At 70.7% G+C, this 26,026-nt stretch carries 24 protein-coding genes; 9 read left to right on the forward strand and 15 right to left on the reverse strand.

What is annotated here, in order from left to right:
- Positions 1 to 189 precede the first annotated feature (189 nt).
- Positions 190 to 663 carry a DUF4442 domain-containing protein gene (locus ACFVR6_RS06125; RefSeq protein WP_386959862.1) on the forward strand — a complete coding sequence of 158 codons (474 nt, stop codon included), beginning with the start codon at positions 190 to 192 and terminating at the stop codon, positions 661 to 663.
- Between the two features lie 4 nt (positions 664 to 667).
- Here the strand turns inward: ACFVR6_RS06125 and ACFVR6_RS06130 are convergent, their stop codons facing one another.
- From ACFVR6_RS06130 to ACFVR6_RS06150, 5 genes are all read right to left on the reverse strand, one after another.
- Positions 668 to 1,207 (reverse strand): hypothetical protein, encoded by a 540-nt coding sequence (locus ACFVR6_RS06130; RefSeq protein ID WP_386959865.1) that lies wholly within the window; start codon positions 1,205 to 1,207, stop codon positions 668 to 670.
- A complete protein-coding gene (locus ACFVR6_RS06135; protein ID WP_386959867.1) occupies positions 1,204 to 1,458 on the reverse strand; it encodes a hypothetical protein in 255 nt (84 codons plus the stop codon). Before ACFVR6_RS06135 ends, ACFVR6_RS06130 begins: the two co-directional genes overlap by 4 nt.
- Before the next feature lie 67 nt (positions 1,459 to 1,525).
- The gene (gene hisS, locus ACFVR6_RS06140; protein ID WP_386960299.1) at positions 1,526 to 2,797 is read right to left on the reverse strand and encodes a histidine--tRNA ligase; all 1,272 of its coding nucleotides are present in this window, start codon (positions 2,795 to 2,797) and stop codon (positions 1,526 to 1,528) included.
- A gap of 39 nt (positions 2,798 to 2,836) precedes the next feature.
- Positions 2,837 to 3,451: a MazG family protein gene (locus ACFVR6_RS06145; protein WP_386960302.1), complete on the reverse strand. Its 615-nt coding sequence runs from the start codon at positions 3,449 to 3,451 to the stop codon at positions 2,837 to 2,839.
- Between the two features lie 85 nt (positions 3,452 to 3,536).
- A complete protein-coding gene (locus ACFVR6_RS06150; protein ID WP_386959870.1) occupies positions 3,537 to 4,739 on the reverse strand; it encodes a Na+/H+ antiporter NhaA in 1,203 nt (400 codons plus the stop codon).
- 143 nt (positions 4,740 to 4,882) lie between these two features.
- On the opposite strand from ACFVR6_RS06150, the gene ACFVR6_RS06155 reads away from it, so the two are divergent.
- Positions 4,883 to 7,549: a phosphoenolpyruvate carboxylase gene (locus ACFVR6_RS06155; RefSeq protein WP_386959873.1), complete on the forward strand. Its 2,667-nt coding sequence runs from the start codon at positions 4,883 to 4,885 to the stop codon at positions 7,547 to 7,549.
- Positions 7,550 to 7,555: 6 nt separating this feature from the next.
- Here the strand turns inward: ACFVR6_RS06155 and ACFVR6_RS06160 are convergent, their stop codons facing one another.
- A complete protein-coding gene (locus ACFVR6_RS06160) occupies positions 7,556 to 8,155 on the reverse strand; it encodes a gamma carbonic anhydrase family protein (protein ID WP_386959876.1) in 600 nt (199 codons plus the stop codon).
- A 150-nt stretch (positions 8,156 to 8,305) separates the two neighbouring features.
- Between ACFVR6_RS06160 and gdhA the strand changes: the two genes are divergently transcribed.
- Positions 8,306 to 9,664 carry an NADP-specific glutamate dehydrogenase gene (gene gdhA / locus ACFVR6_RS06165; protein ID WP_386959879.1) on the forward strand — a complete coding sequence of 453 codons (1,359 nt, stop codon included), beginning with the start codon at positions 8,306 to 8,308 and terminating at the stop codon, positions 9,662 to 9,664.
- 622 nt (positions 9,665 to 10,286) lie between these two features.
- Here the strand turns inward: gdhA and ACFVR6_RS06170 are convergent.
- Positions 10,287 to 10,472, reverse strand: a complete 186-nt coding sequence (locus ACFVR6_RS06170) for a DUF1918 domain-containing protein (protein WP_386959882.1) — start codon at positions 10,470 to 10,472, stop codon at positions 10,287 to 10,289.
- Positions 10,473 to 10,534: 62 nt separating this feature from the next.
- On the reverse strand, positions 10,535 to 14,119 hold the full coding sequence (mfd, locus tag ACFVR6_RS06175; RefSeq protein ID WP_386960304.1) for a transcription-repair coupling factor: 3,585 nt from the start codon (positions 14,117 to 14,119) through the stop codon (positions 10,535 to 10,537).
- 81 nt (positions 14,120 to 14,200) lie between these two features.
- Between mfd and ACFVR6_RS06180 the strand changes: the two genes are divergently transcribed.
- Positions 14,201 to 14,722, forward strand: coding sequence for a hypothetical protein (locus tag ACFVR6_RS06180; RefSeq protein ID WP_386959884.1), 522 nt, complete (start codon positions 14,201 to 14,203; stop codon positions 14,720 to 14,722).
- A 54-nt stretch (positions 14,723 to 14,776) separates the two neighbouring features.
- Here the strand turns inward: ACFVR6_RS06180 and pth are convergent, their stop codons facing one another.
- The gene (gene pth / locus ACFVR6_RS06185) at positions 14,777 to 15,361 is read right to left on the reverse strand and encodes an aminoacyl-tRNA hydrolase (protein ID WP_386959887.1); all 585 of its coding nucleotides are present in this window, start codon (positions 15,359 to 15,361) and stop codon (positions 14,777 to 14,779) included.
- Between the two features lie 78 nt (positions 15,362 to 15,439).
- A complete protein-coding gene (locus tag ACFVR6_RS06190; RefSeq protein WP_386959890.1) occupies positions 15,440 to 16,063 on the reverse strand; it encodes a 50S ribosomal protein L25/general stress protein Ctc in 624 nt (207 codons plus the stop codon).
- 210 nt (positions 16,064 to 16,273) lie between these two features.
- Between ACFVR6_RS06190 and ACFVR6_RS06195 the strand changes: the two genes are divergently transcribed.
- Positions 16,274 to 16,396: a hypothetical protein gene (locus tag ACFVR6_RS06195; RefSeq protein ID WP_386959893.1), complete on the forward strand. Its 123-nt coding sequence runs from the start codon at positions 16,274 to 16,276 to the stop codon at positions 16,394 to 16,396.
- Here ACFVR6_RS06195 and ACFVR6_RS06200 read toward each other — a convergent pair.
- The 5 genes from ACFVR6_RS06200 to ACFVR6_RS06220 form a co-directional block, all read right to left on the reverse strand.
- Entirely contained in the window at positions 16,381 to 16,890 is a 510-nt protein-coding gene (locus ACFVR6_RS06200; protein ID WP_386959896.1) for a gluconokinase, read from the reverse strand. The two genes, ACFVR6_RS06195 and ACFVR6_RS06200, sit on opposite strands and share 16 nt — an antisense overlap.
- The gene (manD, locus tag ACFVR6_RS06205) at positions 16,890 to 18,128 is read right to left on the reverse strand and encodes a D-mannonate dehydratase ManD (protein ID WP_386959899.1); all 1,239 of its coding nucleotides are present in this window, start codon (positions 18,126 to 18,128) and stop codon (positions 16,890 to 16,892) included. Before manD ends, ACFVR6_RS06200 begins: the two co-directional genes overlap by 1 nt.
- A gap of 121 nt (positions 18,129 to 18,249) precedes the next feature.
- Positions 18,250 to 19,680: a mannitol dehydrogenase family protein gene (locus ACFVR6_RS06210; protein WP_386959902.1), complete on the reverse strand. Its 1,431-nt coding sequence runs from the start codon at positions 19,678 to 19,680 to the stop codon at positions 18,250 to 18,252.
- Positions 19,677 to 21,083, reverse strand: a complete 1,407-nt coding sequence (uxaC, locus tag ACFVR6_RS06215; RefSeq protein ID WP_386959905.1) for a glucuronate isomerase — start codon at positions 21,081 to 21,083, stop codon at positions 19,677 to 19,679. The genes ACFVR6_RS06210 and uxaC overlap by 4 nt, the downstream gene beginning before the upstream one ends.
- Before the next feature lie 88 nt (positions 21,084 to 21,171).
- Positions 21,172 to 21,396, reverse strand: coding sequence for a hypothetical protein (locus ACFVR6_RS06220; protein ID WP_386959908.1), 225 nt, complete (start codon positions 21,394 to 21,396; stop codon positions 21,172 to 21,174).
- Between the two features lie 159 nt (positions 21,397 to 21,555).
- On the opposite strand from ACFVR6_RS06220, the gene ACFVR6_RS06225 reads away from it, so the two are divergent.
- The 4 genes from ACFVR6_RS06225 (at position 21,556) to ACFVR6_RS06240 (ending at position 25,999) form a co-directional block, all read left to right on the forward strand.
- Positions 21,556 to 22,656, forward strand: a complete 1,101-nt coding sequence (locus ACFVR6_RS06225) for a LacI family DNA-binding transcriptional regulator (RefSeq protein WP_386959910.1) — start codon at positions 21,556 to 21,558, stop codon at positions 22,654 to 22,656.
- Positions 22,657 to 22,909: 253 nt separating this feature from the next.
- Entirely contained in the window at positions 22,910 to 23,947 is a 1,038-nt protein-coding gene (locus ACFVR6_RS06230) for a TRAP transporter substrate-binding protein (RefSeq protein WP_386959913.1), read from the forward strand.
- Between the two features lie 111 nt (positions 23,948 to 24,058).
- Positions 24,059 to 24,682: a TRAP transporter small permease gene (locus tag ACFVR6_RS06235; protein ID WP_386959916.1), complete on the forward strand. Its 624-nt coding sequence runs from the start codon at positions 24,059 to 24,061 to the stop codon at positions 24,680 to 24,682.
- 3 nt (positions 24,683 to 24,685) lie between these two features.
- On the forward strand, positions 24,686 to 25,999 hold the full coding sequence (locus ACFVR6_RS06240; RefSeq protein ID WP_386959919.1) for a TRAP transporter large permease: 1,314 nt from the start codon (positions 24,686 to 24,688) through the stop codon (positions 25,997 to 25,999).
- Positions 26,000 to 26,026 lie beyond the last annotated feature (27 nt).

Here is a 26,026-nt window from a genome sequence, read left to right on the forward strand (position 1 = left end):
AATGCCTCCGAAGAAGTGGCGATTTCCGAAGAACCGGCGAAGTCGTATCCCGGCTGCGAATACTCACTCGCGGGCACGAATACTCACTCGCGGGCACGAATACTCACTCGCGGGCACGGGGGGAGGGGATTGTGGATCGGCTACAGCGGATTTCCGGCAGGGGTGGCTGATGACGCCACACTGTGATCCATGCGCATCACACCCCGACGCCTGTCCATCGGCATGAGCCTGTGGGCGCCGAACCTGTTCAGCGGCATCCGCGTGCGCCGCTTCGCGCCGGACTGGACCAGTGCCACGGTCGAGTTGCACGTGAACGTGTTCACCCGCAACTACGTGAAGACGGCCTTCGGCGGGTCGCTTTCGGCGATGACCGACCCGTACTTCTTCATGCTGGTCATGCACCAGCTCGGTCGCGATCACGTCGTCTGGGACACCCGGGGCGAGATCGAGTTCCTCAAGCCCGGGCGCGGTGTGCTGACGGCGCACTTCGAGGTCCCGAAGGAGAAGGCGCAAGAGCTGCGCGAGCGCGCCCGGGGCGGGGCGAAGGTACTCGAGTGGTTCGAGACCGAGATCAGGGATGCCTCGGGCGATGTCGTCGCACGCGTGCGCCGCGAGGTCTACGTGCGCGAGAAGCGGCGGGTGACCGCGTCAGCTGGCGCCTGACCGATCACGGCGACTCCGGCGGGATGCCCCGGTCGCGCACGAGGTAGAGCCAGGGGAAGGCCCGGCATCCGATCTCCCAGCCGTCGCGCTCCTCGGCCGCGAGCGAGGAACGCCAGAAGAGGCGGCGGTGCTCCCACTGCGTGTCGGTGCGACGCATGCGGTGCGAGAGCATGCCCACCTCGACGGTGCGCCAGCCCATCCGCCCGGCGGCGTCGAGCTCGGCCATCTCATCGAACGCGGTGACGGGACCGAGCCACCGTTCCGTGTCGGAGGCGGGTGCTGCCGCACTGGCCTCGACCACGGCGCCGAAACGCTGCTGCGCAGCCTGGCGCGACATCCCCAGCTCAGCGCCGATCGCCGCCCAGCTCGCTCCCCCGGCGCGGGCCGCGGCGACCGACCGCTGCAGGATCGCCCGGGCCTCGCCCTCCGCCCGCGCGGCGGCGCCGATGAGGGCGAGGTGCTCCGGCACCCCGATGGCGGACGTGTCGTCGACCTGCGCGGCCGCGAGCACCGCCCGGCCGACGGCGTCGGCCAGCTCGCTCACGCCCGGTCGTCCCGGCTGGGCAGCCAGGCCGCCTGCGGCACGGCGCGGCCGATGCCATCGCCCAAGCCCCAGAAGTATGCGCCCACGGCGATCATGCCGATGCCGCCGCCCTGCGCCGCCCCACCCCAGAATCCGCGCCACTCCAGCGCGATGGCGACGAGCAGCAGCACCGCCCCCGCGAGCATGCCTGCGATGGCGACCCATTTGACCCGTGCGATGGCGGCGGACGCTCGATTGCTGATCTGCTTCATGGCGTCGAGGTATCCTTGACACTGTGCGTGTGTCAACCGTTTCTTGACACGGCCCGCGTATCCCGGATCAGCCGAGCGACTTGACCTCGACCTCGCCCGGGGCGGCACCGGCCGACACGGTCGCGAAGGCGGTGTAGCCGTCGTTCGCCGCGCGCTCGAGCAGTCCCTTGAGGTTTTTGGTCCGCTGCTCCAGGCGCACCCGCGTGCCGGATGCCACGAAGGCCGCCTTGTGCGCGAGCAGCTCGGCAACGGGCACATCGCGGTCATGCACGAGCACGACGCTCGCCGCGTCCGCGGCGACGGATGCCGACACCAGGTCGACGATGCGCTCGAACCCGATGGAGAAGCCGACGGCGGGCACGTCCTGGCCGAGGAAACGGCCGATCATGCCGTCATAACGGCCACCGCCACCGAGCGAATACGTGACGCTCGGGTGGGCGAGCTCGAAGATCGTGCCGGTGTAGTACCCCATCCCCCGCACCAGGAACGGGTCGAACACGAGCGGGATGTCCGCCGCGTCGCCGCGGGCGGCGGCGACCGTCTCGCCCAGCGCCACCAGGTGCGCCACGACCTCGTCGGCGATGCCCTCCGGCAGCGCCTTGCGGATCTGACGCTCACCGTACGGGTTGTACTCGCGGGTCTGCGGGCGGCGCAGGAACTGCTCGAACGCATCGACGGCGTCGGGCGTCGCGCCGCGCTCGCGCAGCTCGGCGGCCACCCCGTCGGGACCGATCTTGTCGAGCTTGTCGATCGTGATGAGCACACCGGGCCGCTCGTCGGCGGCGAAGCCGAAGACGTCGAGCATCCCATCCAGGGCGCGCCGGTCGTTGATGCGGATCGAGCCGCCCTCGAGCCCGAGCGCGTCGAGGGTGTCCAGGCTCGCGACGATGAGCTCCGCTTCGGCGCGCGGGGTCGCGTCGCCGATGATGTCGATGTCGCACTGCATGAACTGGCGGTAGCGCCCCTTCTGCGGGCGCTCCGCGCGCCACACCGGCGCGATCTGGATGGAGCGGAACACGCTCGGCAGCTGTGCGCGGTGGGTCGCGTAGAACCGGGCCAGCGGCACCGTGAGGTCGTAGCGCAGCCCCAGGTCGGCGAGCGCGGCGACGTCGAGGGTCGGCTCGTCGGCCGCGGCGCGGACGGCGTCGGCATCCAGCCCGCGCTTGAGGATGTTGAAGGCGAGCTTCTCGTTGTCGCCGCCGATGCCGGCGTGCAGACGCGAGTACTCCTCCATCACCGGGGTCTCGATCTCGTCGAACCCGTGCGCACGGTAGCGCTCACGGATCACGGCGAGCACGCGCTCGCGACGGGTCTTGTCTGCGGGGAGGAAGTCGCGCATGCCGCGCGGCGGATTGACGGATGCCACGAATCGATTCTCTCAGGTCGCCGGCGGGTGCTCGGTCTCGCGGATCTCGACCTCCAGCATCCGCAGGCGTTCCCGCAGGGCGCGCTCGGCGTCCCACCCCTGAGCGCGGGCGGTGGCGACCAGCGCCAGCAGCGCGTCACCGAGTGCGGCTTCATCCGCCGGCGCCACGGCCGCGGCCGGGGCTGAGGGCGCAGCGACCCCCACGGTGGCGGCCTTGCCGAGCAGCTTCTGCGCGAGGGCGAGGGAGGGCATGTGGTGCGACACCCCGTCGAGCACGCTCGTGCGCGCGTGCTTCTCGGCCGCCTTGGCGGCGTTCCAGTGCACGAGCACCTCTTCGGGCGTGGTCGCGACGGCACCCGCGAACACATGCGGATGCCGGCGCACCATCTTGTCGGTGAGATCCCGCGCCACGTCGTCGATGTCGAACGGGTCCTCGACGTCGCGGGAGGCGATCTCGGCGTGGAACAGCACCTGCCACAGCAGATCGCCGAGCTCTTCGCGCAGGTCCGCGCGGGATCCGGCCTCCACGGCATCCACCAGCTCCGCCGCTTCCTCCACGAGGTAGGGCACGAGCGCGCGGTGGTCGATCTGCTGCGTCCACACGCACCGGTCGCGCACCGCGCGCATGGTGTCGGCCGCCGCGCGCAGGGCGTCGTCGCGGTCGGCGTCGGCGGATCCGGTGTCGAAGGAGGTCACCGCACCATTGTGCCGGTCAGTTCAGCTGACCGCCGGTGGAGGTCGGCGGATGCGGCACCTGCTCGCGCTCAGCGGCCGAGGTGGCCAGCCGCCGGTAGTGGCGGGCACGCTGAGACACCAGCACCGCGGCGACGATGAGTGAGACGCCCGATCCGGCGAGGACACCCAGCGTCGCCTCGTCACGCGCGAAGGGCGCCCCGGCGAACGCCAGCTCGGCCAGCAGCAGCGACACCGTGAAGCCGATGCCGCCGAGGGCCCCGGCCGTGAGCAGATCGGCGAGCGACAGGTGCGGCGTGGCGCCCCGGTTGCCGATGCGCAGCGACACCCACCCGAACACCGTGATGCCGATGACCTTGCCCACCGGCAGGGCGACGGCGACACCCCAGAACGCCGGCGACAGCTCGGCGGGCGACACCTGCGGGATCACCACGAGGGCCGCGGAGAACGCGAACAGGGGCAGCACGATGCCGTTGACCCACGGTTCGAGGGCATGCCGGGCGCGCAGCGCCGGGCGCTGTGCCATCGCCAGTCCCAGCGCCACTCCGGCGAGCGTCGCGTGCACACCGGAGAGGTACACCAGCACCCAGGTGGCGATGCCGAGCACGACGAGCACGACCGCGATCGGCACGCGGGCCCGCGTGTCCAGCATGCGACTGAGCACCCCGAACACGACGACGGCGAGCGCGGCGAGCGCCAGCAGGCCGATGTTGACGTCGCTCGTGAACAGGACGGCGATGAAGACGATGCCCACGATGTCGTCGAGGATCGCCAGCGCCAAGAGGAAGATCCGGATGCCGGAGGGCAGCCCCTTGCCGAACACCGCCAGCACACCCAAGGCGAACGCGATGTCGGTGGCCGTCGGAATCGGCCACCCGGCGGTGGTGTCGGTGCCCGCGGCGAAGAGCAGGAAGATGACGATGGGGACGATCACGCCGCCCGCGGCGGCGATCGCCGGCTGCAGCGCCTTGCGGGCGGACTTCAGCTCGCCGCTGGTCAGCTCGAACTGCAGTTCGACCGCGACGGTGAAGAAGAACAGTGCCAGCAGGCCGTCCTGCACCCAGTGCCCGACCGACAGCTCGAACACACCCGGGATCCCGACGTGGGCATCCTTGATCGCGAGCACGTCCCCGCCGAGCGGGGTGTTGGCGATGAGGAGCGCGGCGAGCGCCGCGACAAGCAGGACGACGGCGGGAAAACGCGCCGAGCGGAACAGGGACATCGGACCTCCAGGGTACGGGCGACGAATCTCCGCCCCCGGCATCCGAGCGCGAGCCGACCAGACTTCCCGGCACACCTTCGTCCCATCGTAGCGAGCGGACACGCGGCGCAGCGGCACCCTCTCATCGCGTTAGCGTTGACGGCATGCGTGAAGTCACCCCCACCGAGGCCATCGATCTCGTCGGCCGTTTCGAAGCCGGCCAGGAGCTCCCCGAACAGATGCGTGCCGACGTGCGTCTGCTGGGTGGGCTGCTGGGCGACGTGCTGCGCGAGAGCGGCACGCCCGGCCTGTACGACGACGTCGAGCGGCTCCGTACCGCGACCATCCAGGCCTACACCGACGAGACGGATGCCGCGTACGAGCGTGCCGCGGCGATCGCCGACGGGTTCCCCCTCGCCCGCGCCGAGGAGGTCGCCCGCGCCTTCACGTGCTACTTCCACCTCGTGAACCTGGCCGAGGAGCACCAGCGGGTGCGCATCCTCCGCGAACGCGACGCGAGCCCCGGGCGTGAGTCCGACGTCGACTCCGTCGCGAGCGCGTTCGGCCGGCTGGCCGAGGAGGTCGGCGACGACACGGCGCTGCGCCGTCTGCAGGCGCTGCGGTTCCACCCGGTGTTCACCGCGCACCCGACCGAGGCGCGCCGCCGCGCGGTGTCCACCGGCATCCGCCGCCTCGCCGAACTGCTCGCCGAGCACGACACGACGCTGCCCGAAGGCACCGACCGTCGCCGGGTGGAGCGCCGGATGCTGGAGGAGATCGACACACTGTGGCGCACCGCTCCGCTGCGGCCCGAGAAGCCCTCTCCCACCGACGAGGTGCGCGCGGTCATGGCCGTGTTCGACGACACCCTGTTCACCGCCGTGCCGCAGGTGTACCGCCGCGTCGACGACGCGCTGCAGGGGCCGCTCGCGGGCGGTCGTCCGCCCGTGGTGGCGCCCTTCGTGCGACTGGGCACCTGGGTCGGCGGCGATCGTGACGGCAACCCGTTCGTGACGGCCTCGGTCACCCGCAAGGCCGCCGCGATCGCCAGCGAGCACGTGCTGCTGGGGCTCGAGCGCGCCGCCAACCGCATCGGCCGCGCACTCACACTGGATGCCGAGACCACGCCTCCCAGCGACGAGCTGATCTCGCTGTGGCACCGCCTGCGCGCCGCCGACGAGGATGCCGCCGAGGAGATCGCCAAGCGCTCCCCCGACGAGCCGCACCGCCGCGTGCTGCTGCTGATCGCCCGGCGCATCGCCGCGACCGGCGCCCGCAACGCCGACCTCGCCTACTCCGACCCCGAGCAGCTGCTTGCAGAGCTGCGGGTGCTGCAGGACTCGCTCGTGCAGGGCCACGCCGCGCGGCAGGCCTACGGCGCGCTGCAGCAGCTCATCTGGCAGGTCGAGACGTACGGCTTCCACCTCGCCGAACTCGAGGTGCGTCAGCACTCCGACGTGCACAAGCGCGTGCTGGCCGAGCTGGAGCGGGGCGAGCGCAGCGACATCGGCGACGAGGTGCTCGACACCATCCGCGCGGTCGCGTTCGTGCAGGAGCGGTTCGGCCCCCGAGCCGCGGGCCGCTACATCGTGTCGTTCACCCGCACCGCCGACGACCTCGCCGCCGTGCACCGCCTCGCCCGTCACGCCGTCGGCCCCGGCGGCACCCCGCCGGTGCTCGACGTCGTGCCGCTGTTCGAGACGTTCGCCGACCTTCAGGCCGCCCCCGGCATCCTCGCCGAGATCGTCGAGCACCCCGAGTTCCGCTCCCGCCTCGAGGCCACCGGCCGTCGGCTGGAGGTCATGCTCGGCTACTCCGACTCCTCGAAGGACGTCGGGCCGGTGGCGGCGAACCTCGCCCTCTACGAGGCGCAGGCCAAGATCGCCGCGTGGGCGCAGGACAACGACATCCAGCTGACCCTGTTCCACGGTCGTGGCGGCGCGCTCGGGCGCGGCGGCGGACCGGCGAACTCCGCCATCCTCGCCCAGCCGCCGCACTCCGTCGACGGCCGGTTCAAGCTCACCGAGCAGGGCGAGGTCATCTTCGCCCGCTACGGCGATCCCGCCATCGCGATGCGCCACATCGACCAGGTGGCCGCCGCCGTGCTGCTGGCATCCGCCCCCTCGATCGAGCAGCGCAACAGCGCCGCCGCGGCGGAGTACGCCGAGGTCGCCGCGACGATGGATGCCGCCTCGCGCGAGCGCTTCTTCTCCCTCGTGAAAGCCGACGGCTTCGCCGCCTGGTTCGCCACGGTCACCCCGATGGAGGAGGTCGGCCTGCTCGCCCTCGGGTCCCGGCCCGCCCGCCGCGGCCTGTCGGTGGAGTCGCTGGAGGACCTCCGCGCCATCCCGTGGGTCTTCGCGTGGACGCAGGCGCGCATCAACCTGGCCGGCTGGTTCGGACTGGGTTCGGCGCTCGAGGCCGTCGGCGACGAACAGCTGCTGCGCGGCGCCTACGAGCGCTGGCCGCTGCTGCGCACCCTCGTGGACAACGTCGCGATGAGTCTCGCCAAGGCCGACCCGCGCATCGCCCGCGAGTACCTGGAACTCGGCGACCGCCCGGACCTCGCCGCGCTCGTGCTGGAGGAGATGACGCTCACCCGCGAGTGGGTGCAACGCCTGACCGGCGGCGGGCTGCTCGGCAACAAGCCGGTGCTGCAGCGTGCGGTGAAGATGCGCAGCCCCTACGTCGACGCCCTGTCGCTGCTGCAGTTGCGGGCCCTGCGGGCGCTGCGCGACAACGGGATGACCGAGACGGATGCCGCCGACACCCGGCACCTGCTGCTGCTGTCGGTGTCGGGAGTGGCCGCCGGCCTGCAGAACACCGGGTGAGGCGGGTCACTCCAGGCGGCGGTCGTCCTCGTGGCGGGCCAGCGAGCGGGCGTAGCGCTCGGTGAGCTGCGCCATGAGGTCGGGCGTCTCCCTGTCGAGCCCGAACACGTAGCCCGGGAAGTCGAGTTCCTGCTGCGTCGCCCAGATCTCCTCGTGCCGCTCGGCGGGGAGGATGAGGACGGGATCGCCCACCGCGACCCAGCCGATCGGCACGACCGAGCGCTCCGGCAGCACGGTGCGCAGGTGCACGACGGCGTTGATGCGCACTTCGCTCTGCGCACCGATCCGGGCGCCGTTGAACACGCGCGTGCCGGTCGCCAGGAACACCTCGTCGCCGATCGTGGCGCCCGAGATGCTCGCCATCGGGCCGACGAGGGTGTGGTCGCCGATGTGCACCGCGTGCGTCGCGGTCGCGCGGACGAGCGCGTTCTCCATCACGATGACGTGCTCTCCGAGGATCAGCGGCCCGCCCTCGGAGGTGAGCACCGCCCCGTGGAGGATCTGGCAGTCCGCGCCGATCCGCACGTCCCCGCTGATGACCGCGGTGGGTGCGATCACGGCGTCGGGATGGATGCGGGGCTGGGCCCCGAGATGCTCGAATCGCACGGTCGCCTCCCGTCGGCGTCGCCCGGTGCGCGCCCATCGCCAGCGTAGGGGGCGGGCGTCATACGCGTCGAGCGGACAGGAACCGCGGATAGGGTGGAGCGGGTCGTCCCGAAACGGCCAGCCTCCCCTCGTTCGCCAGAAAGTTCCTCCGTGCTCGAAACCCTCGCCGCCCTTCCTGCCTCCGTCCGCGACGTGTTCGACACCGTCGTCACGCGCAATCCCCACGAACCTGAATTCCAGCAGGCCGTGCACGAGGTGCTCCACTCCATCGCTCCCGTGCTCGACAAGCACCCCCAGTTCGTCGACGGCGGCATCCTGGAGCGCATCGTCGAACCCGAGCGACAGATCATGTTCCGCGTGCCGTGGGTCGACGACGCCGGTCGCCTGCAGGTCAACCGCGGCTTCCGCGTGCAGTTCTCCTCCGTGCTCGGCCCCTACAAGGGCGGGCTGCGGTTCCACCCGTCGGTGAACCTCTCGATCATCAAGTTCCTCGGCTTCGAGCAGGTGTTCAAGAACGCCCTCACCGGTCAGGGCATCGGCGGCGCCAAGGGCGGCAGCGACTTCGACCCGCACGGCCGGTCGGATGCCGAGATCATGCGGTTCTGCCAGTCGTTCATGAGCGAGCTGTACCGCCACCTCGGCGAGCACACCGACGTCCCCGCCGGGGACATCGGCGTGGGCGCGCGCGAGATCGGCTACCTGTTCGGCCAGTACCGCAAGATCACCAACCGCCACGAGTCGGGCATGTTCACCGGCAAGGGCGTGCAGTGGGGCGGCGCCGAGGTGCGCACCGAGGCGACCGGCTACGGCGCGGTGTTCTTCGCGCAGGAGATGCTGGGCGTGAAGGGAGACTCGCTCGAAGGCAAGCGCGTCGCCGTCTCCGGCTCCGGCAACGTCGCCATCTACGCGATCGACAAGGCCTACCAGCTGGGCGCGACGCCCGTCACCGCGTCCGACTCGTCGGGCTACATCGTCGACGACGCCGGCATCGACCTCGGCCTTCTCCGCCAGGTGAAGGAGATCGACCGCGAGCGCATCCACGCCTACACCGCCGGGCGCCCGAACGCCCGGTTCGTCGCCGGACGGCGGCCGTGGGAGGTTCCCGTCGACATCGCGATCCCCTCGGCGACGCAGAACGAGCTCGACGAGGCCGACGCCCACGCCCTCATCGGCGGCGGCGTGCGTGCCGTCGCGGAAGGCGCCAACATGCCCTCCACACCGGGCGCCGTGGCCGCGTTCCAGAACGCCGGTGTGCTCTTCGGGCCTGGCAAGGCGGCCAACGCCGGTGGCGTCGCGACGTCGGCGCTGGAGATGAGCCAGAACGCCTCCCGCCAGCGCTGGAGCTTCGCCGACAGCGAGCGCAAGCTCCACGCGATCATGAAGGGCGTGCACGACTCCGCGTTCGAGGCCGCGAAGCGGTACGGACACGAGGGCGACTACGTCGTCGGCGCGAACTCGGCCGGCTTCGAGCGCGTGGCCCACGCGATGCTCGCGCAGGGCGTGATCTAACCCTCACCACCGCGGGCGCCGTCGCGCGCGGCGCCCGTCGCGCGCGGCACCCGTCGCGCGCGGCACCCGTCGCGTTGCTTCGGTCGTCGCATACGCCCCTGGATCCTGCCCGAACGGGGGCATTCGCGACGACCCAACATCGCGACCCCGCGCTCGGTCGGCGCAAGCGTCCCGCAAACGCGCATCGGCGGGGCGGAATGCGACGACCGAACCGGGGGATGTCGCCCGCGCGGCATCCGTCGCGCGCGGCACCCGTCGCGTTGCTTCGGTCGTCGCATACGGCCCTGGATCCTGCCCGAACGGGGGCATTCGCGACGACCCAGCATCGCGACCCCGCGCTCGGTCGGCGCAAGCGTCCCCGAAGACGAGCATCGGCGGGGCGGAATGCGACGACCGAACCGGGGGATGCCGCCCGCGCGGCATCCGTCGCGCGCGGCACCCGTCGCTTTGCTTCGGTCGTCGCATACGCCCCTGGCCCCTGCCCGAACGGGGGCATTCGCGACGACCCAGCATCGCGACCCCGCGCTCGGTCGGCGCAACCGTCCCGCTAACGCGCATCGGCGGGGCGGAATGCGACGACCGAACAGAAGGATGCCGCGGATGCCGCGGGCAGCGGCATCCGTCAGTCGACGTGTGTGATCTCGCAGTCCGCGCCCGGCGCGAGGATCCCCTCGTGCCCGTCGTCGAACGCGACCGTCAGCAGCGGCGACGCGTCGCTGCCGGTCACCTCCGTGACGACGCCGAGGCGCTCGGGAGCGCCGACCGTTCGACCGTGGATGCGGATGCGGTCCCCCACTGCGGCTTTCATCGTCGGCCACCTCCTGCCGCCACGGTACGACGCGACGGCGGCGAGCGCGAGGGGGTGCCCGCTCAGGCCGACTGCGGCTCGCGGTCCGCCGGCGCCGGCAGCGGGAAGAACTGGTTCAGCAGCTCCCCCACCCACGCGACGAGGTCGGCGTCGGCGAGCGGCTCGCCGCCCGCGGTGGGCATGGGGACGACCATGGCATCCCCGCCCGCCAGCAGCTTGCCCTTGGGGTACAGCCGCTGCAGCCGCACGCGCAGCGAATCGGGCAGGTGCGCCGGGGCGACCCGCAGGTTCGGGCCCATCGCCACGACGTCGGTGAGTCCCGATTGCGCGGCGCGGCGCCGCAGCCGGGCCACCGCGAACAGTCCCTCGGTCTCGGGCGGCAGCTCGCCGTAGCGGTCGGTGAGCTCTTCGATCACGAGGTCGATCGCGTCGTCCTTGGCCGTGGCGGATGCCGCGGCAGAGAGCTTCTGGTAGGCCTCCAGGCGCAGACGCTCGCTGTCGATGTAGGACTCCGGGATGCGCGCCTGCACGGGCAGCTCGAGTCGCAGCTCGGCCGTGGTCTCCACGTCGTCGCCGCGGAAGGCCGACACCGCCTCGCCGATCATGCGCAGGTACAGGTCGAACCCGACCCCGGCGATGTGGCCGGCCTGCTCGGCGCCGAGCAGGTTGCCCGCGCCGCGCAGCTCGAGGTCCTTCAGCGCCACCTGCATGCCCGAGCCGAGGTCGTTGTTCACCGCGATCGTCTCGAGCCGGTCGGCGGCGGTCTCGCTCAGCGGCTTCATGTCGTCGTAGAGGAAGTAGGCGTACGCCCGCTCGCGCCCGCGCCCCACGCGACCGCGCAGCTGATGCAGCTGGCTGAGGCCGTACTTGTCGGCGCGGTCGATGATGATCGTGTTGGCGTTGGAGATGTCCAGGCCCGTCTCGATGATCGTGGTGCACACGAGCACGTCGGCCCGCCGCTCCCAGAAGTCGTCGACGACCTGCTCCAGGGCGTGCTCGCCCATCTGACCGTGGGCGACCGCGACGCGCGCCTCGGGCACGATCTCCGCCAGGTGCGCGGCGACCCGCTGGATCGACGACACCCGGTTGTGCACGTAGAAGACCTGGCCCTCGCGCAGCAGCTCGCGGCGGATCGCGGCGGCGATCTGCTTGTCACTGCGCGCGCCCACGTAGGTGAGGATCGGGTGCCGGTCCTCCGGCGGGGTCTGCAGAGTCGACATCTCGCGGATGCCGGTGACCGCCATCTCGAGTGTGCGCGGAATGGGCGTCGCGCTCATCGCGAGCAGATCGACGTTGGTCTTGAGCTTCTTCAGCTTGTCCTTGTGCTCGACACCGAACCGCTGCTCCTCGTCGATGATCAGCAGGCCCAGGTCCTTGAAGATGACGCCCTCGGTGAGGATGCGGTGCGTGCCGATCACCATGTCGACGGTGCCGTCCAGGAGACCGGCGACGACGTCGCGCGCCTCCTTGTCGGTCTGGAAGCGCGACAGCGCCTTCACCTTCACCGGGAAGCCGGCGAAGCGCTCGGTGAACGTCTCGATGTGCTGCTTGACCAGCAGGGTCGTCGGCACCAGCATCGCGACCTGCTTGCCATCCTGAATGGCCTTGAACGCCGCGCGCACCGCGACCTCGGTCTTGCCGAACCCGACGTCTCCCGACAGCAGCCGGTCCATCGGGATCGGCTTCTCCATGTCGGCTTTGATCTCGTCGATCGTCTGCAGCTGGTCGGGGGTCTCCGCGAACGGGAACGCCTCCTCGAGCTCCCGCTGCCACGGGGTGTCGGGACCGAACGCGTGGCCCTTTGCAGCCATGCGAGCGGAGTACAGCTTCACGAGGTCGATCGCGATGTCGCGCACGGCCTTGCGGGCCTTGCTCTTGGCCTGCGACCAGTCGCTGCCGCCCATCTTCGACAGCGCGGGCGCCTCGCCGCCGACGTACTTCGACAACAGGTCGAGCTGATCGGTGGGGACGAACAGTTTGTCGCCGGGGAACCCGCGCTTGGACGGGGCGTACTCCAGCACGAGGTACTCGCGCTGGGTCTTCACCGCGTTGCGCCCGCCGCTGGAGACCTCACGCTGCACCAGTTCGACGAACTTGCCGATGCCGTGGGTGGCGTGCACGACGTAGTCGCCGGCCTTCAGCTGCAGCGGGTCGACGACGTTGCGCCGACGGGAGGCGAGCTTCTTCACGACCCGGCCGTCGCTGCCGATCGTACGACCGTAGAACTCCGACTCGGTGAGGACCGCGAGCTTCGCGTCGGGGATCTCGAAGCCGCTCTCCAGCCGCGAGACGACCGTGAGCGCCAGCCCGGGCTCCGGGATGGCGTGCACGTCCGCCACCTCCCGGGCGGCCATGCCGCGCTCGGCGAGCACATCGCGGGCGCGCTCGACGAGCCCGACCCCGGAGGCGGCCACGACGACCCGCCAGCCATCGGCGAGAAGCTCCCCGATGTGGGCCGTCGCGCCGTCGACGTTGCCGTGGAAGGAGGGCACCGACCGGGCCGCGACCCGAACGACCGCGGCCTGCTCCAGCGCCACGTCGATGTCGACGAGGCCTTCGGCCGCGGCATCCGCTGCCCCGGAGTCGAAGGCGCTGAGCTCCCACCACACCCCACGACGCTCACGCGTGACGTCCTGCAACTGGCGAAGGGTCAGGAAGTCGCCCGCGCCGAGGTCGACCGGGCTGTCGGCGCCGGCGGTGGCGGCACTCCATGCGGCTTCGAGGAACTCGCGGTTGGTGTCGCCGAGGGTCATCGCGCGGGTGACCGCGCGCTCCGGGTCGACCAGGGCGGCGGCGGTGCCCTCCGGCAGATAGTCCACGAGCGTGACGATGTCGTCGACGAGGGCGGGAAGCAGCGACTCCATCCCCTCGGCGGGGATGCCCTCGGCCATCTTCTCCAGCATGCCGGCAAGGCCCGGGAACTGACCGGTGAGCCCGCGCGCACGCTCGCGCACGGCATCCGTCAGCAGCAGTTCGCGGCCGGGGATGAGGGTGACCTCCCGCACCTCGCCGGGGAGCGAGCGCTGGTCGGCGACCGAGAACGCGCGGATCTCGTCGACTTCGTCGCCGAAGAACTCCACGCGGTACGGGTGGTAGGCCACCGGCGGGAAGACGTCGAGGATGCCACCGCGCACCGCGAACTCGCCGCGGCGGGAGACCATGTCGACGCGATGGTAGGCCAGCTCCACGAGACGCCGCGAGACGGCGTCGAGGTCGTGGCCGCGGCCGCCCTTGACCAGGTGCACCGGCTCGACGTCGGCGAGGCCCCCGGCGATGGGCTGCACGGCGCTGCGGACGGAGGCGGTGACGATGAGCGGCACGGTGCCGTCCCACGCGGCGACGGCGCGCAGCACCGCGAGACGCTGGCCGACGGTTTCGGTGCTGGGGCTCAGCCGCTCGTGGGGCAGGGTCTCCCACGCCGGGAAGTGGTGCACCAGGGCGCCGGGCAGCAGCTCGCCGAGCGCCGTCCCGAGGGATTCGGCGCGACGTCCGGTGGGGGCGATCGCCAGCAGCGCGGCGGGTTTGCCCGCCTCGCGACGGCGTTCGACCAGCGCCGCGAGCAGGGGGGCGCCGAGCCCTTCCACGATCGAGAAGTCGGTGTCGACCGATGCCGATTCCACCGCCTCCCGGAAGGAGTCTGCCTGCATCAGGGCGCGCACGATCCCGGGAACTGTCACCCTTGAAGTCTACGTGCGGGCACCGACACGGCGGCTCCCTAGGATGGGGCGGTGAGCGACCAGCAGCCCCCCGCCCCCGCGCCGTTCCCCACCTACCCGCAGACGCGCCCCGCCGCACCCCCGCCGTACGCGGTGCCCGGCGGGATGTTCGCCGCCCCGTACCAGGGCCCCGTGCCGCCGCCGATGTCGAGCGGGCCGATGCCGGCACGCTCCGCCGTGCTCGGGATCGTCGCCCTCGCCCTGGCGCTGACGGCCACCGTCCTGGCACCGATCATCGCCGCCGTCGCGGCCCTGCAGATCGGTGAGGTGACGGGGGCGGCGGTCGCGGCCGGCGCATCGGCCGGTGGCATCCCCTGGGCGAGCCTCGCGCCGGTGCGCGGCGCCGTACTGGTGGGCGAGGTGACCTTCTGGGTCGGGACCGTGCTCGGAGTGTGGGCGCTGGCGCAGGCGATCGTCGCGATCGTGCAACGCCGCGGCCGGGGTGCCGGCATCGCCGCCGCCATCATCGCCGCGCTCGGGCCCGCCGTCTTCGCCGTAGCGGTGCTGACGTCCCTGGCCATCGCCGCCGCCTGACCCCGAGTACTCACTCGCGGGCACGAATGCTCACTCGCGGGCAGGCAGCGCGGGTCAGGCGCGGGGGGCGTGGTGGCGCTGCTGCGCGGCGACGAGACCCTCGTCGATGAGCTGCTCGACGGCGTCGGCGGCATCGCCCACGAGGATCGGCAGCGTCTTGCGCTCGGTGGGCCCGAAGGGGTCGAGCACCCAGTCGGCGGCATCCTGACGCCCGGGCGGCCGGCCGATGCCGACCCGCACACGGGGGAAGTCCGCCGTGCCGAGCGCCTTGGCGACGTCGCGGACGCCGTTGTGACCGCCGTGGCCTCCGCCGACCTTCAACTTGATCGTGTCGAACGGGATGTCGAGCTCATCGTGCACGACGACCACCCGCTCGGCCGGCACGCCGTAGAACGACGCGAGCGCGGCGACGGGCCCGCCCGAGACGTTCATGAAGCTGTTGGGCTTGGCCAGGATGAGCTTGTCCGCCCCCGGACGCAGCCACGTCTCGGCCGCGCGGGCGTTCGCCTTGTGCGAGCGGAACGTCTCCGACCGGCGCGCGGCGAGCTCGTCCACGACGAGCTGACCGATGTTGTGCCGCGTCATCTCGTAGCGCGGACCCGGGTTGCCGAGCCCGACCACCAACCAGGTCTGTGCCATGTCTTCCATCCTGCCTGAGCGCTGCGGACATGCGACGAGGGGGCGCGGAATCCGCGCCCCCTCGTCGTGTGGAGAGTCTTACTCGGCCTGCGCCTCGGACTGCTCCTCGGCGACGGCCTCGTCGGCAGCCTCGATCTCCTCGCTGGCGGCGAGGGTGGACGCGGGCACCGAGATGGCGACGATCAGCGTCTCGGGGTCGGCGACCAGCGTGGCGCCCTTGGGCAGCTTCAGGTCACCGGCGGTGATGTGGGTGCCCTCTTCGAGGCCCTCGACATCGACCTCGATGTGCTGCGGGATGTGCGTGGCCTCGACCTGCAGCAGGATGCTGACGGCGTCGAGGTTCGCGATCGTGCCGGCGAAGGGCTCGCCGTGCAGGGTGACGGGCACGTCGACCTCGATCTTCTCGCCCTTCTTCACCACGAGCAGGTCGATGTGCTCGATGATCTGGTGCACGGGGTCCTTCTGGACGTCCTTGACCAGCGTCAGCTGCTGCGTGCCGTCGACGTCGAGCTCGAGCACGGTGTTGGCGCGACGGATCAGCAGCGCCATCTGGTGGCCGGGCAGCGCCACGTGCACGGGCTCGGTGCCGTGGCCGTAGATGACGGCGGGGATCTGGCCGGACGCGCGCAGGCGACGGGCGAAGCCCTTGCCGAAGTTCTCGCGCTTGGTGGCAACGACCTTGGTGTCGGTCTCAGTCGACATGGTTTTCTCCTTGCGGGCTGGTTCAGCCCAGATCTGGGTCTGTGGTTCGACTCGAACGCATGCGCGTGAGGAAAGCCGCAAGGCCTGCATCACCGCGTCGATCACGGAGGCACACGCGCGTTGCGCGGCATCCCTCGCCGAAGTTCGGTGTCGAGTCTACCAGCGGCGCCGGTACGATGATCACTCACCCCCACGCCGACGGAGGACCACATGGAATACGGCTTCATCTCGCACGCTCTGCTGTGGCTCGTCGGGCTGATGGCGCTCGGCACGACCGTCGCCGCCGTCGGCGCGCTGTTCTCGATGGGGCGCCAGGCCTACCGCAAGGGCTGACGCAGACTCTCCGCCACCGCGGCCACGAGCGCTCCGACCGCGGCTGCGACGTCCGCGACGAGGCCCGCCTCGTCGTCTTCGAGCGGCTCGAGGGTCGCCAGCTGCGACACCAGCAGCGCGGGCGGCATGAAGTGATCGGTGCGCGCTCCAGCCCGCGCGGCCAGCAGCTCGGGCGTGCCGGTCAGGTGCACGAACACCACACCGGGCGCCGCCTCACGGATGCGGTCGCGGTACGCGCGCCGCAACGCGCTGCACGCCACCACGAGACCACTGTCACGCTCGTCGCGCAACCGTGCGCCGACGGCATCCAGCCATGGCCACCTGTCGTCATCGGTCAGCGGGATGCCGGCGGCCATCTTCGCCCGGTTGGCGTCGGAGTGCAGGTCGTCGGCGTCGACGAACGGCACGCCGAGGGTGAGCGCGAGGGCGGTGCCGACGGTGGACTTGCCCGCCGCCGACACACCCATCACGCACACCAGGGGCGCTCTTGTCATCACCAGTCGTGCACCGTTCCGTCGGAGAGTCGGTTGTACGGCAGGTACGCCTGCTCGTACGGGTACTTGCCAGCCTCGTCCACATCGAGCGAAACACCCAATCCGGGCTCGTCGCCGGGGTGCAGGTAGCCGTCGCTCCAGGTGAAGCTCTGCTGGAAGACCGAGTCCGTCTTGGCGGAGTGCTGCATGTACTCCTGGATGCCGAAGTTGTGGATCGACAGCCCCAGGTGCATCGCCGCCGCCATGCCGACCGGCGAGATGTCGGTCGGACCGTGCATGCCCGACTTGATCTGGTACATCGCTGCGTAGTCGAGGGTCTTCTTCAGGGCCGAGATGCCGCCCATGTGGGTGACCGCGCCGCGCACGTAGTCGATGAGCTGGTCGCGGATCAGGTCCTTGAAGTCCCACGCGGTGTTGAAGATCTCACCGATCGCCAGCGGCGTCGTGGTGTGCTGGCGGACCAGCCGCAGGGCCTCCTGGTTCTCGGCCGGCGTGCAGTCCTCGAGCCAGAACAGGTCGTAGGGCTCGAGGCTCTTGCCGAGCTTGGCCGCCTGGATGGGCGTCATGCGGTGATGTCCGTCGTGCAGCAGCGGAAGGTCGGGTCCGAACTCGTTGCGCACCGCTTCGAAGACGCCAGGGAGGTGCGTGAGGTAGGCGCGGGTGTCCCAGTCCTCCTCGGTGGGCTTGGCACCGCGTCGGGCCGGCTCGTGGTCGTAGCGCATCTCGGCGTCGGCCATGCCTTCGGCCTGCGAGGCGATGCCGTAGATGGCCTTCAGCCCGGGCACGCCGGTCTGCACGCGGATCGAGCGGTAGCCCTGCTCCAGGTGTGCGCGGATCGAGTCGAACAGTTCGCTGTTGGTCTTGCCCGACGCGTGCCCGTAGGCCATGAGGCCTGCGCGGCTGGCACCGCCCAGCAGCTGGTACACCGGCATTCCGGCCGCCTTGCCCTTGATGTCCCACAGCGCCATGTCGACGGAGGCGATCGCCGCCATGGTCACCGGTCCCCGCCGCCAGTAGGCGCTCCGGTACAGGAACTGCCACGTGTCCTCGATGCGGCTCGCGTCGCTTCCGATGAGGAGCGGGACCACGTGCTCCTTCAGATAGGCCACGACCGCCAGTTCGCGGCCGTTGAGTGTCGCGTCACCGATGCCGACGAGGCCGTCGTCGGTCGTGAGCCGCAGGGTGACGAAGTTGCGACCGGGGCTGGTGACGATGACTTCGGCTTTGTCGATCCGCATGGGGTTCCTCCGTTGGTGTGCGCCGTCGGCGAGTCGGTTTCAGTAGAGCACGCGCCCGATCGGTGAGGCAATCGGTTGCCATTTGTTGGCGCTCGAGCGGTGCGGCGGGGCCGCAGGGCGGTCAGCGCGTCGAGAACTCCGCAGCAGCGCGGCTCACCGCGAGCACCACGGCGGGGTCCGCGACGAGCTGCGGATCGATGAGCTCGAGCAGCGCGATCACACTCCGCTCGCCCCCCTGTCCCGCCGCCTGCGGCAGCGCCGAGCCGATGCGATCCGCCGGCAGTCGGCCGGCCAGGGCGAGGGCCACCCAGGCCCCCAGCGCCCGCGTGCCGGCATCCGCATCACGGCCGGCGGCGCGTTCGGCGAGGATGATCGGCGCGATGCGCACCCGGAGTTTGGTGGTGCCGTCCTGCCCGATCTGCGCGAGGAGGTGCTGGATGCGGCCGTTGTCGAACCTCTCCAGCAGAGCCGCGCGGTAGGCGTCGAGTGCGAGGTGCTCCCCCGGCAGGTGATGCACCGCCTCCGACCACAGCTGCTCGACCCACGACCGCACCGTGGGATCGGCGATCGCCGCGGCGACCGTCTCGTGACCGCGCGCGGCACCGGCGTAGGCCAGCAGCGAGTGCGCACCGTTGAGCAGCCACAGCTTGCGCCGCTCGAACGGTTCGATGTCGTCGACCAGGCGCGCCCCGGCACGCTCCCATGCGGGCCTGCCGGCGGGGAACTCCCCGCTGAGCACCCAGTCGTGGAAAGGCTCGGTGACCACCGCCGCGCGATCGACCCACCCGGTCAGCGCCCGCACCGCGTCGAGGTCCGCATCCGTCGTCTTCGGCGTGATGCGGTCGATCGACGATGTGACGAATGAGACGTGGTCGTGGAGGTACGCCAGCGTCTCGTCGGTTCCGGCCAGCTCGGCGAGCGCGACCACCCCGCTGCGGGCGACCTCGCCGTTGGCGGGCAGATTGTCGCAGGAGACCACGGCGATCGGGCCCGACCCGGCACGACGGCGCGCTTCCAAAGCGGCGAGAAGTCTGGCTGGAGCCGTGCGCGGCGGTGCCGACAGATCGAGGCGGGATGCCGGGAGGTTCGCCCGCAGCCACGCGAGGTCGGCAGCGACGGACGTCTGGGAGACGTCAGGCCGACGCTGCGCATCCAGCGCGTAACCGGCCTCGGTGATGGTGAGCGTCACGATCGCCGTCGTCGGGGCGGCGACCGTCTCCACAAGCCGGTCGACCCGCGCGCCGTCGACCGCGTCGACGATCGAGTCGACGAGGATCACGGCATCGCCGTCGACGGAGCGTTCGATGAGTGAGAACAGCCCGTCCTGCGCAGACAGCTCCTCCGCCGCCCGGGGGCTGCGACCTGTGAAGGCGCGGATCCCCCACTCGTTGCGATCATCCGACGCGTCGGTGTACCAGGCTTGGTGGGCGCGATGGAAGGCACCCAGCCCCAGGTGCGCCATGCGCACCGGCGCGGGATCGAACGAACGGCCTGTGCGCGCGGCTGCGGCCGCGCGCACGAGCAGGCCGCGGTCGCCGGCGGCGACGCTCACAGCTTGAACGCCTTGCGCGGCACGCTGTCGACGAGGTCCACCGCGATCTGCTCCGCGCGCGCACGCGGGAGGCGACCCTCGCGGACGAGCCTCGCCAGGAACGCCGAGTCCAGCCGGCGCGCCATGTCGTGGCGGGCCGGAATGGACAGGAATGCCCGGGTGTCGTCGATGAACCCGGACCCGCGGTAGAAGCCCGCCGTCTCGGTGACGGCCGCGCGGAAGCGCAGCACGGCATCCGGGGCGTCGAGGAACCACCACGGCGCGCCGATGAAGATGCTCGGGTAGAAGCCCGCGAGAGGGGCGATCTCTCGTGAGTAAACCGTCTCGTCGACCGTGAACAGCACGATCTGCAACCCGGATGCCAGGCCGTGGCGTTCCAGCAGCGGACGCAGGTTCTCGGTGTAGGTGGTCGTCAGGGGGATGTCGTGCCCGGTGTCGGCGCCCAGCCGCCCGAATGTCGCGCTGGAGTGGTTGCGGTACACGCCGGGGTGGATCGTCATCACGAGCCCGTCTCGCGCGCTCATCCCTGCCATGCGCAGCAGCATGTTGCCGCGGAAGGCCCGTGCGCCCGCGGCATCCAGGTCGCCGGAGACGGCGCGGGCGTACAGTGCCGCGGCCTCTCCATCGGTGAGGTCCACCGTGTACGGCTCGCGCACCCCGTGGTCGGCCGATACCGCCCCGTGGGCGATGAAATGCGCACGACGCGCCTCGAGCGCCTCGAGATACCCGGCGAAGTCGTCGGCCGCGGCTGCCTGCGTGGCCGTCAGCTTCTCGACGCGCGCCACGAAGTCGGGCGCTTCGGGGTCGAGGTAGGGGTCGGGGCGGAAGGTCGGGAGCACCCGGCCGCGGAACGACGGGTCGGCGGCCAATGCGGCATGGCCGGCGAGGTCGTCGAGCGGGTCATCGGTCGTCGCGAGCACCTCGATGCCGAATCGATCGAACAGCGCGCGGGGGCGGTAGCCCGGGCGCCCGAGCCGTGCGGCGATCGAGTCGTAGATGAGGTCGGCCGTCTCTGCCGACGGCTCCAGGTCTATGTCGAACAGGGTGACGAAGGCGTGTGTGAGCCAGTAGCCCGACGCCGTGCCGGCGAACAGGTGCCAGTGCTCACAGAACAGGCGCCACACCGTGCGCGGGTCCGCAGCCGCTGCGCGTCCCGCTCCGAGCGCGGCGAGATCGACGCCCGCGGCGTGGAGCAGCCGCGTGACGTAGTGATCGCGGGTGATGAACAGCTCCGCCGGGTCGGGGAAAGCCTCGTCACCGAGCAGCAGCGCGGGGTCGACGTGCCCGTGCGGGGAGATGATCGGCAATGCCGCGACCGACTCGTAGAGGTCCCGCGCGAGGGAGCGCGTGGCCGGATCTGCGGGGAGGAGCCGGTCGGGGTCGAGTTGGAGCGTCGTTGGCATCGTTCCATGATGGAAGCGGCCCCGAGGGGCGTCAACCGGTTGCCATATGTGGCCGTGGAAGCGATCCCGCGCGGTACCGGAGGCCTGCTCAGTGCGCGTCGAGGTCGACGCCCACGCCGGCGAATCCCGCCGCGCGCACGGCACGAACCACCTCGCCGCGCAGGGGGTCGCACGCGATCGCCGCGACATCACTTGCCGGCGCCGTGAGCCACGCCACCCCGGCGCGGTGGTGCACACGCACGTCGGACAGGCCGAGCCGGCCGAGTTCCGCCTCGGCCATCTCGGCCTCGATGACCATCTCGTCTGGTTCCATGAACGACCCACCCCCGCTTGTCAGTCAGTGACCACACTGCCGCCTCGCCCCGGCGAACCCCACCGGTTGCCGAATATTGCCTATCCTGGCCGAGCGCTTCCCCCGCCCGGCGATGGCATCCGATTGCCGCGTCACTCGTCCGTCGCCTACCATCGCGACATGACCGAGCGCCCGAAATCCGCGAAATTCGGCGAAGCCCGGCCGACCATCTACGACGTCGCCGCAGCGTGCGGCGTCGCCCCCTCCACGGTGTCCCGCGCCTTCTCGCGCCCGGGGCGCGTCAACGCCGAGACGGCGGAGCGCATCCGCCAGGCCGCCGCCGAGATGGGCTACCGCACCAATCCGCTCGCGCGGGCGCTGCCGACGGGGCGCACGTCACTGCTCGCGATCATCGTCGCCGATGTCACGAATCCCTTCTTCTTCGAGATCCTGCGCGGCGCGGAGGAGGTCGCGACCGAGGCCGGATACACCCTCCTGGTCGCCGACGTGCAGGAGTCAGTGGACGCCGAGCGCCAGGCGCTGGACCGGACGATCCCGATGGTCGAAGGCGTCGTCCTGGCCACCTCGCGCATGTCGGACTCCTCCATCCGCGTCGCGGCGAAACAGCGCCCCACCGTGGTCCTCAACCGCTCCATGAGCGACATCGCGAGCGTGGCCACCGACAATTCGCGCGGAACCCGGCGTGCGGTGGAGCACCTCGCCGAACTCGGACACACCACGATCACCTACCTCGCCGGACCCGACGCGTCCTGGGCGAACGGCGTGCGATGGCAGGCCCTGCGCGAAGCCGCGCACGAGCTCGGCCTGCGCGTGAGACGACTGGGACCGTTCGCCCCGACGCAGGCCGGAGGCCTGTCGGCGGCCGGAGCACTGGCCAACGCCCCCAGCACCGCGGTGTTGGCGTACAACGACCTCATGGCGATCGGGCTGATGCGGGGGCTCGTCACCCTCGGCATCCGCGTTCCGGAGGACGTGTCCGTCGTCGGCTTCGACAACATCTTCGGCGCCGATTTCTGCACCCCTCAGCTGACGACCGTCGCCGCTCCCCTGCGTCAGCTCGGTGCCGTCGCGGTGCAGACGCTGCTCAACGAGCTGCGCGGCCCGGCAGAGCGCTCCCCTGCCCGACGGGGCCCGTTGAAGACGGCGCTCCTGCCCGCCCGTCTCGTCATCCGCTCGTCCACCGGGACCGCGAACCCGCTCAACCACTGGGCCAACGGCGGGCAGCCCGCGCGCACCGCAGAACTCGACGCCGCCGGATGACGCACCCGCACCCCACACCGACTCGGCCGTGAGCGCCTCCGCGACAACCGATGGCAACGGGTTGCCATCCGACGGGCCGAATTGCGTGAATGTAGAGCGGGACCCGAAGTCACAGCACTGCGGATCCGCAGAGGACCCTCGCACCGCGGAAGACAGCACCGGAGCAGAAGGCCGTCCGTACGTCGCCCGTCGACCTCGGCCGCCCCCGCGTCGGGGCCCGTCACCGACTTGTACCCACTCGAAGGAGAGAGAAATGCGAAAGACATCCCGACTCGCATTCGTCATGACCACCGCGCTCGCCGCCGTCACCCTCGCCGCGTGCAGCGGCGGCACGGCAGGAGGGGCGGATGCCGGCAGCGATGGCGGCGACGTCGCCCCCACGACGATGAAGCTCGCGCTCAACCAGACGCAGACCCACCCCTCGTTCATCGCGCTCGAGGCGTTCGGTGAGCGCCTCACCGAAGCCACCGACGGCCGGTGGAACATCGAAGTCTTCCCCGACTCACAGCTGGGCGACCAGGCCGAGTACCTGCAGTCCGTGGGCGACGGCGTCATCGACCTCGCCATCGTCTCGGCCCCCCAGCTCGAGAACCTCAACGACGATTTCGTGATCTTCAGCCTTCCGACCGTGTTCGACTCGATCGAGCACCAGATGTCGGTGCTGAGCGACCCGGCTGTGGTCGGCGATGTGTACGCCTCGCTCGAGGACTCCAACAGCATCACCGTCGTCGGCGGCCTCACCCAGGGCGCGCGCAGCGTCTACACCAAGGACGGCATCGCCCAGACCCCCGAGGACCTTGCCGGCGGCAAGATCCGGGTGCAGGAGAGCCCGGTGTTCATCGGGATGATCAACGCCCTCGGCGCCTCCCCCACGCCCATGGCGTACAGCGAGGTCTACACCGCGCTGCAGAGCGGCGTCATCGACGGTGCGGAGAACAACGAGATCTCCTACTCGACCCAGAAGCACTACGAGGTCGCGCCGTTCTACTCCTACACGCGCCACCTGATCGGCGCCGATTTCCTCATCAGCAACACCGACACCCTCGCCAGCATGTCGGAGGAGGACCGTGCCGCGTTCGACGAGGCCTGGACGGCCACGTGGGAGCACCACACCGAGCTGTGGATGGCGGACACCGAGAAGGCGATCGCCGACGCGACCGCCGGTGGCGCGACGTTCGAAGAGGTCGACAGCGACTCCTTCCTCGACGCCCTCACCCCGCTGCTGAAGGAGTTCATCACCACCGACTCCCAGCAGACGCTCTTCGACGCCATCAAGGCCACCGCGGAGTAATCCCCCACGAGGCGAGGATGCCGGCCGGTGATCCCCGGCATCCTCGCCTCTCCCCGCCGCACGCGTGCGGCACCCATGGCAACGCGCTCGGCGCGCCAGCGAAGGACGAACGTGAACACGATCCCCCCGGATCCCGGCGCGAACCCGCCGGGAGACCAACTGCCCGGCGACGCCGGGCGCCCCGGCCCCACCGGCCCCGTCCGCTGGACCGGACTCGTGACGGTGCTGGGTCGCATCCGACTCTTGCTGGAGCGGACTCTCGCCGCGGTGTGCATCGTCACCTTCGTCGCCCTCGTGGCGATCGTGAGCTGGCAGGTCTTCACCCGCCAGGTGCTGGGCAACTCCGCCCCCTGGACTCAGGAGGCGGCGAACTACACCTTCGTCATCCTGGCGGTCTTCGCCGGCGCCTACGTCTTCTCGGAGCGCGGGCACATCGCCGTGGCGATGCTGGTCGAGAAGCTGCCGCTGGGCGGGCAGAAGATCATGGGCCTCGTCACCGAACTGATCGTCATCTTCTTCATCGTCTTCGTCTTCATCATCGGCGGCTCGCGTGTGGCCGAGAACGCGTGGGGTCAGGACCTCTCCACGCTGCCGTTCACCGTCGGCCAGCTCTACCTGGTGCTGCCGATCGCCGGCGTCATGATCGTCTTCTTCTCCCTGGTCCACATCATCGGGATCCTCGCCGGCGCTGAGAAGCCCGTCCCCGAATTCGACGAGAACGCAGAGGCGATCTAGGCCATGGACACCATCACCATCATCGCCGTCGTCGTCTTGATCGGTGGCATCGCGGTCGGCATCGCGATGGGCCTTCCCGTCGCCGTCGCCATGGGGCTCCCGTCCGTGCTGGCCATCATGATCCTCCTCACCTGGGATGGCGCCGCCCTCACCGGGGCACAGCGCATCTTCGCCGCCAGCAACTCGTTCGCCCTGCTGGCGATACCGTTCTTCGTCCTCGCCGGCGGCTTGATGAACACCGGCGGCATCGCCTCGCGGCTCATCGATCTCGCCCTCGTGATCGCCGGCCGGCTGCCGGCCTCGCTCGCGCAGACCACGGTCGTGGCCAACGCCATGTTCGGCGCGGTCTCGGGCGCATCGGTGGCTTCGGCCGCCGCCGTCGGCACCGTGCTCTCGCCCCGCATGCGCAAGGAGGGCTACGACCCGGCCTTCTCGGCAGCCGTCAACGCGGCCGCCTCCCCCGCAGGCATGCTGATCCCGCCGAGCAACACGTTCATCGTCTACTCGCTGGTGTCGGGCACCTCGATCGCCGCGCTGTTCATGGCCGGCGTCGGACCGGGCCTGCTGTGGGCGATCATCTGCATCATCGTTGTGGCCCTGTACGCCCGCAAGCGCCCGGAGCTCCGCTCCGTCGCGGTGCGGCCGACCTTCCCGCAGGCGCTCCTGGTCTTCCTCAAGGCCCTGCCGGCGCTCCTCATGATCGTCGTCGTGATCGGCGGCATCCTGGTCGGCGTCTTCACCGCCACCGAGTCGGCCGTCATCGCCGTGCTCTACTCCTTCGTGCTGGGCCTCATCCAGCGGACGCTGCCGATGAAGGCCCTCCCGGGCATCATCCTCGAAGCGTCGAAGGTCACCGGCATCGTGATGCTGCTGATCGGCGTCTCCGGCATCCTCGGCTACGTCCTGGCATTCGCGCGGATCCCCCAGATGGTCACCGAAGGGCTGCTCGGCTTCACCGACAACGTCGTGATCATCCTGATCATCATCATGATCATCCTGCTGCTGGCCGGGACCGTCATGGACCCGACCCCGGCCATCCTGATCTTCACGCCGATCTTCCTGCCGGTCGTGACCGCGCTCGGGGTCGATCCGATCCACTTCGGCGCGATGATGGTCTTCAACATGTGCCTCGGCAACATCTCCCCGCCGATCGGCAACAACCTGTTCGTCGCTGCCCGCGTGGGCGGCGTGCGGCTGGAGCCGGTCATCGGGCGCATCTGGCCCTTCTTCTGGGCGCTGTGCGCGGGCCTGTTCGTTGTGACGTTCGTTCCGGCGCTTTCGGTCTGGCTGCCCACTATTCTGGGTCTCATGCCCTGATCCGCCCGCCGGCGGTCGCGCAGCGGG

Source organism: Microbacterium sp. NPDC058021 (genome assembly GCF_042885955.1).
In the GTDB taxonomy this organism is placed as follows: domain Bacteria; phylum Actinomycetota; class Actinomycetes; order Actinomycetales; family Microbacteriaceae; genus Microbacterium.

Bases quoted from the DNA above. Each gene is read 5' to 3' on its own strand.
- ACFVR6_RS06145 (WP_386960302.1), bottom strand. From the start codon at position 3,451: ATGCGCGCGGTGCGCGACCGGTGCGTGTGGACGCAGCAGATCGACCAC.
- ACFVR6_RS06195 (WP_386959893.1), top strand. From the start codon at position 16,274: ATGGAATACGGCTTCATCTCGCACGCTCTGCTGTGGCTCGTCGGGCTG.
- ACFVR6_RS06220 (WP_386959908.1), bottom strand. From the start codon at position 21,396: ATGGAACCAGACGAGATGGTCATCGAGGCCGAGATGGCCGAGGCGGAA.
- uxaC (WP_386959905.1), bottom strand. From the start codon at position 21,083: ATGCCAACGACGCTCCAACTCGACCCCGACCGGCTCCTCCCCGCAGAT.
- ACFVR6_RS06240 (WP_386959919.1), top strand. From the start codon at position 24,686: ATGGACACCATCACCATCATCGCCGTCGTCGTCTTGATCGGTGGCATC.
- ACFVR6_RS06190 (WP_386959890.1), bottom strand. From the start codon at position 16,063: ATGTCGACTGAGACCGACACCAAGGTCGTTGCCACCAAGCGCGAGAAC.
- ACFVR6_RS06225 (WP_386959910.1), top strand. From the start codon at position 21,556: ATGACCGAGCGCCCGAAATCCGCGAAATTCGGCGAAGCCCGGCCGACC.
- manD (WP_386959899.1), bottom strand. From the start codon at position 18,128: ATGCGGATCGACAAAGCCGAAGTCATCGTCACCAGCCCCGGTCGCAAC.
- pth (WP_386959887.1), bottom strand. From the start codon at position 15,361: ATGGCACAGACCTGGTTGGTGGTCGGGCTCGGCAACCCGGGTCCGCGC.
- ACFVR6_RS06170 (WP_386959882.1), bottom strand. From the start codon at position 10,472: ATGAAAGCCGCAGTGGGGGACCGCATCCGCATCCACGGTCGAACGGTC.
- hisS (WP_386960299.1), bottom strand. From the start codon at position 2,797: ATGCGCGACTTCCTCCCCGCAGACAAGACCCGTCGCGAGCGCGTGCTC.
- ACFVR6_RS06200 (WP_386959896.1), bottom strand. From the start codon at position 16,890: ATGACAAGAGCGCCCCTGGTGTGCGTGATGGGTGTGTCGGCGGCGGGC.
- ACFVR6_RS06125 (WP_386959862.1), top strand. From the start codon at position 190: ATGCGCATCACACCCCGACGCCTGTCCATCGGCATGAGCCTGTGGGCG.
- ACFVR6_RS06150 (WP_386959870.1), bottom strand. From the start codon at position 4,739: ATGTCCCTGTTCCGCTCGGCGCGTTTTCCCGCCGTCGTCCTGCTTGTC.
- ACFVR6_RS06230 (WP_386959913.1), top strand. From the start codon at position 22,910: ATGCGAAAGACATCCCGACTCGCATTCGTCATGACCACCGCGCTCGCC.
- ACFVR6_RS06135 (WP_386959867.1), bottom strand. From the start codon at position 1,458: ATGAAGCAGATCAGCAATCGAGCGTCCGCCGCCATCGCACGGGTCAAA.
- ACFVR6_RS06155 (WP_386959873.1), top strand. From the start codon at position 4,883: ATGCGTGAAGTCACCCCCACCGAGGCCATCGATCTCGTCGGCCGTTTC.
- mfd (WP_386960304.1), bottom strand. From the start codon at position 14,119: ATGCAGGCAGACTCCTTCCGGGAGGCGGTGGAATCGGCATCGGTCGAC.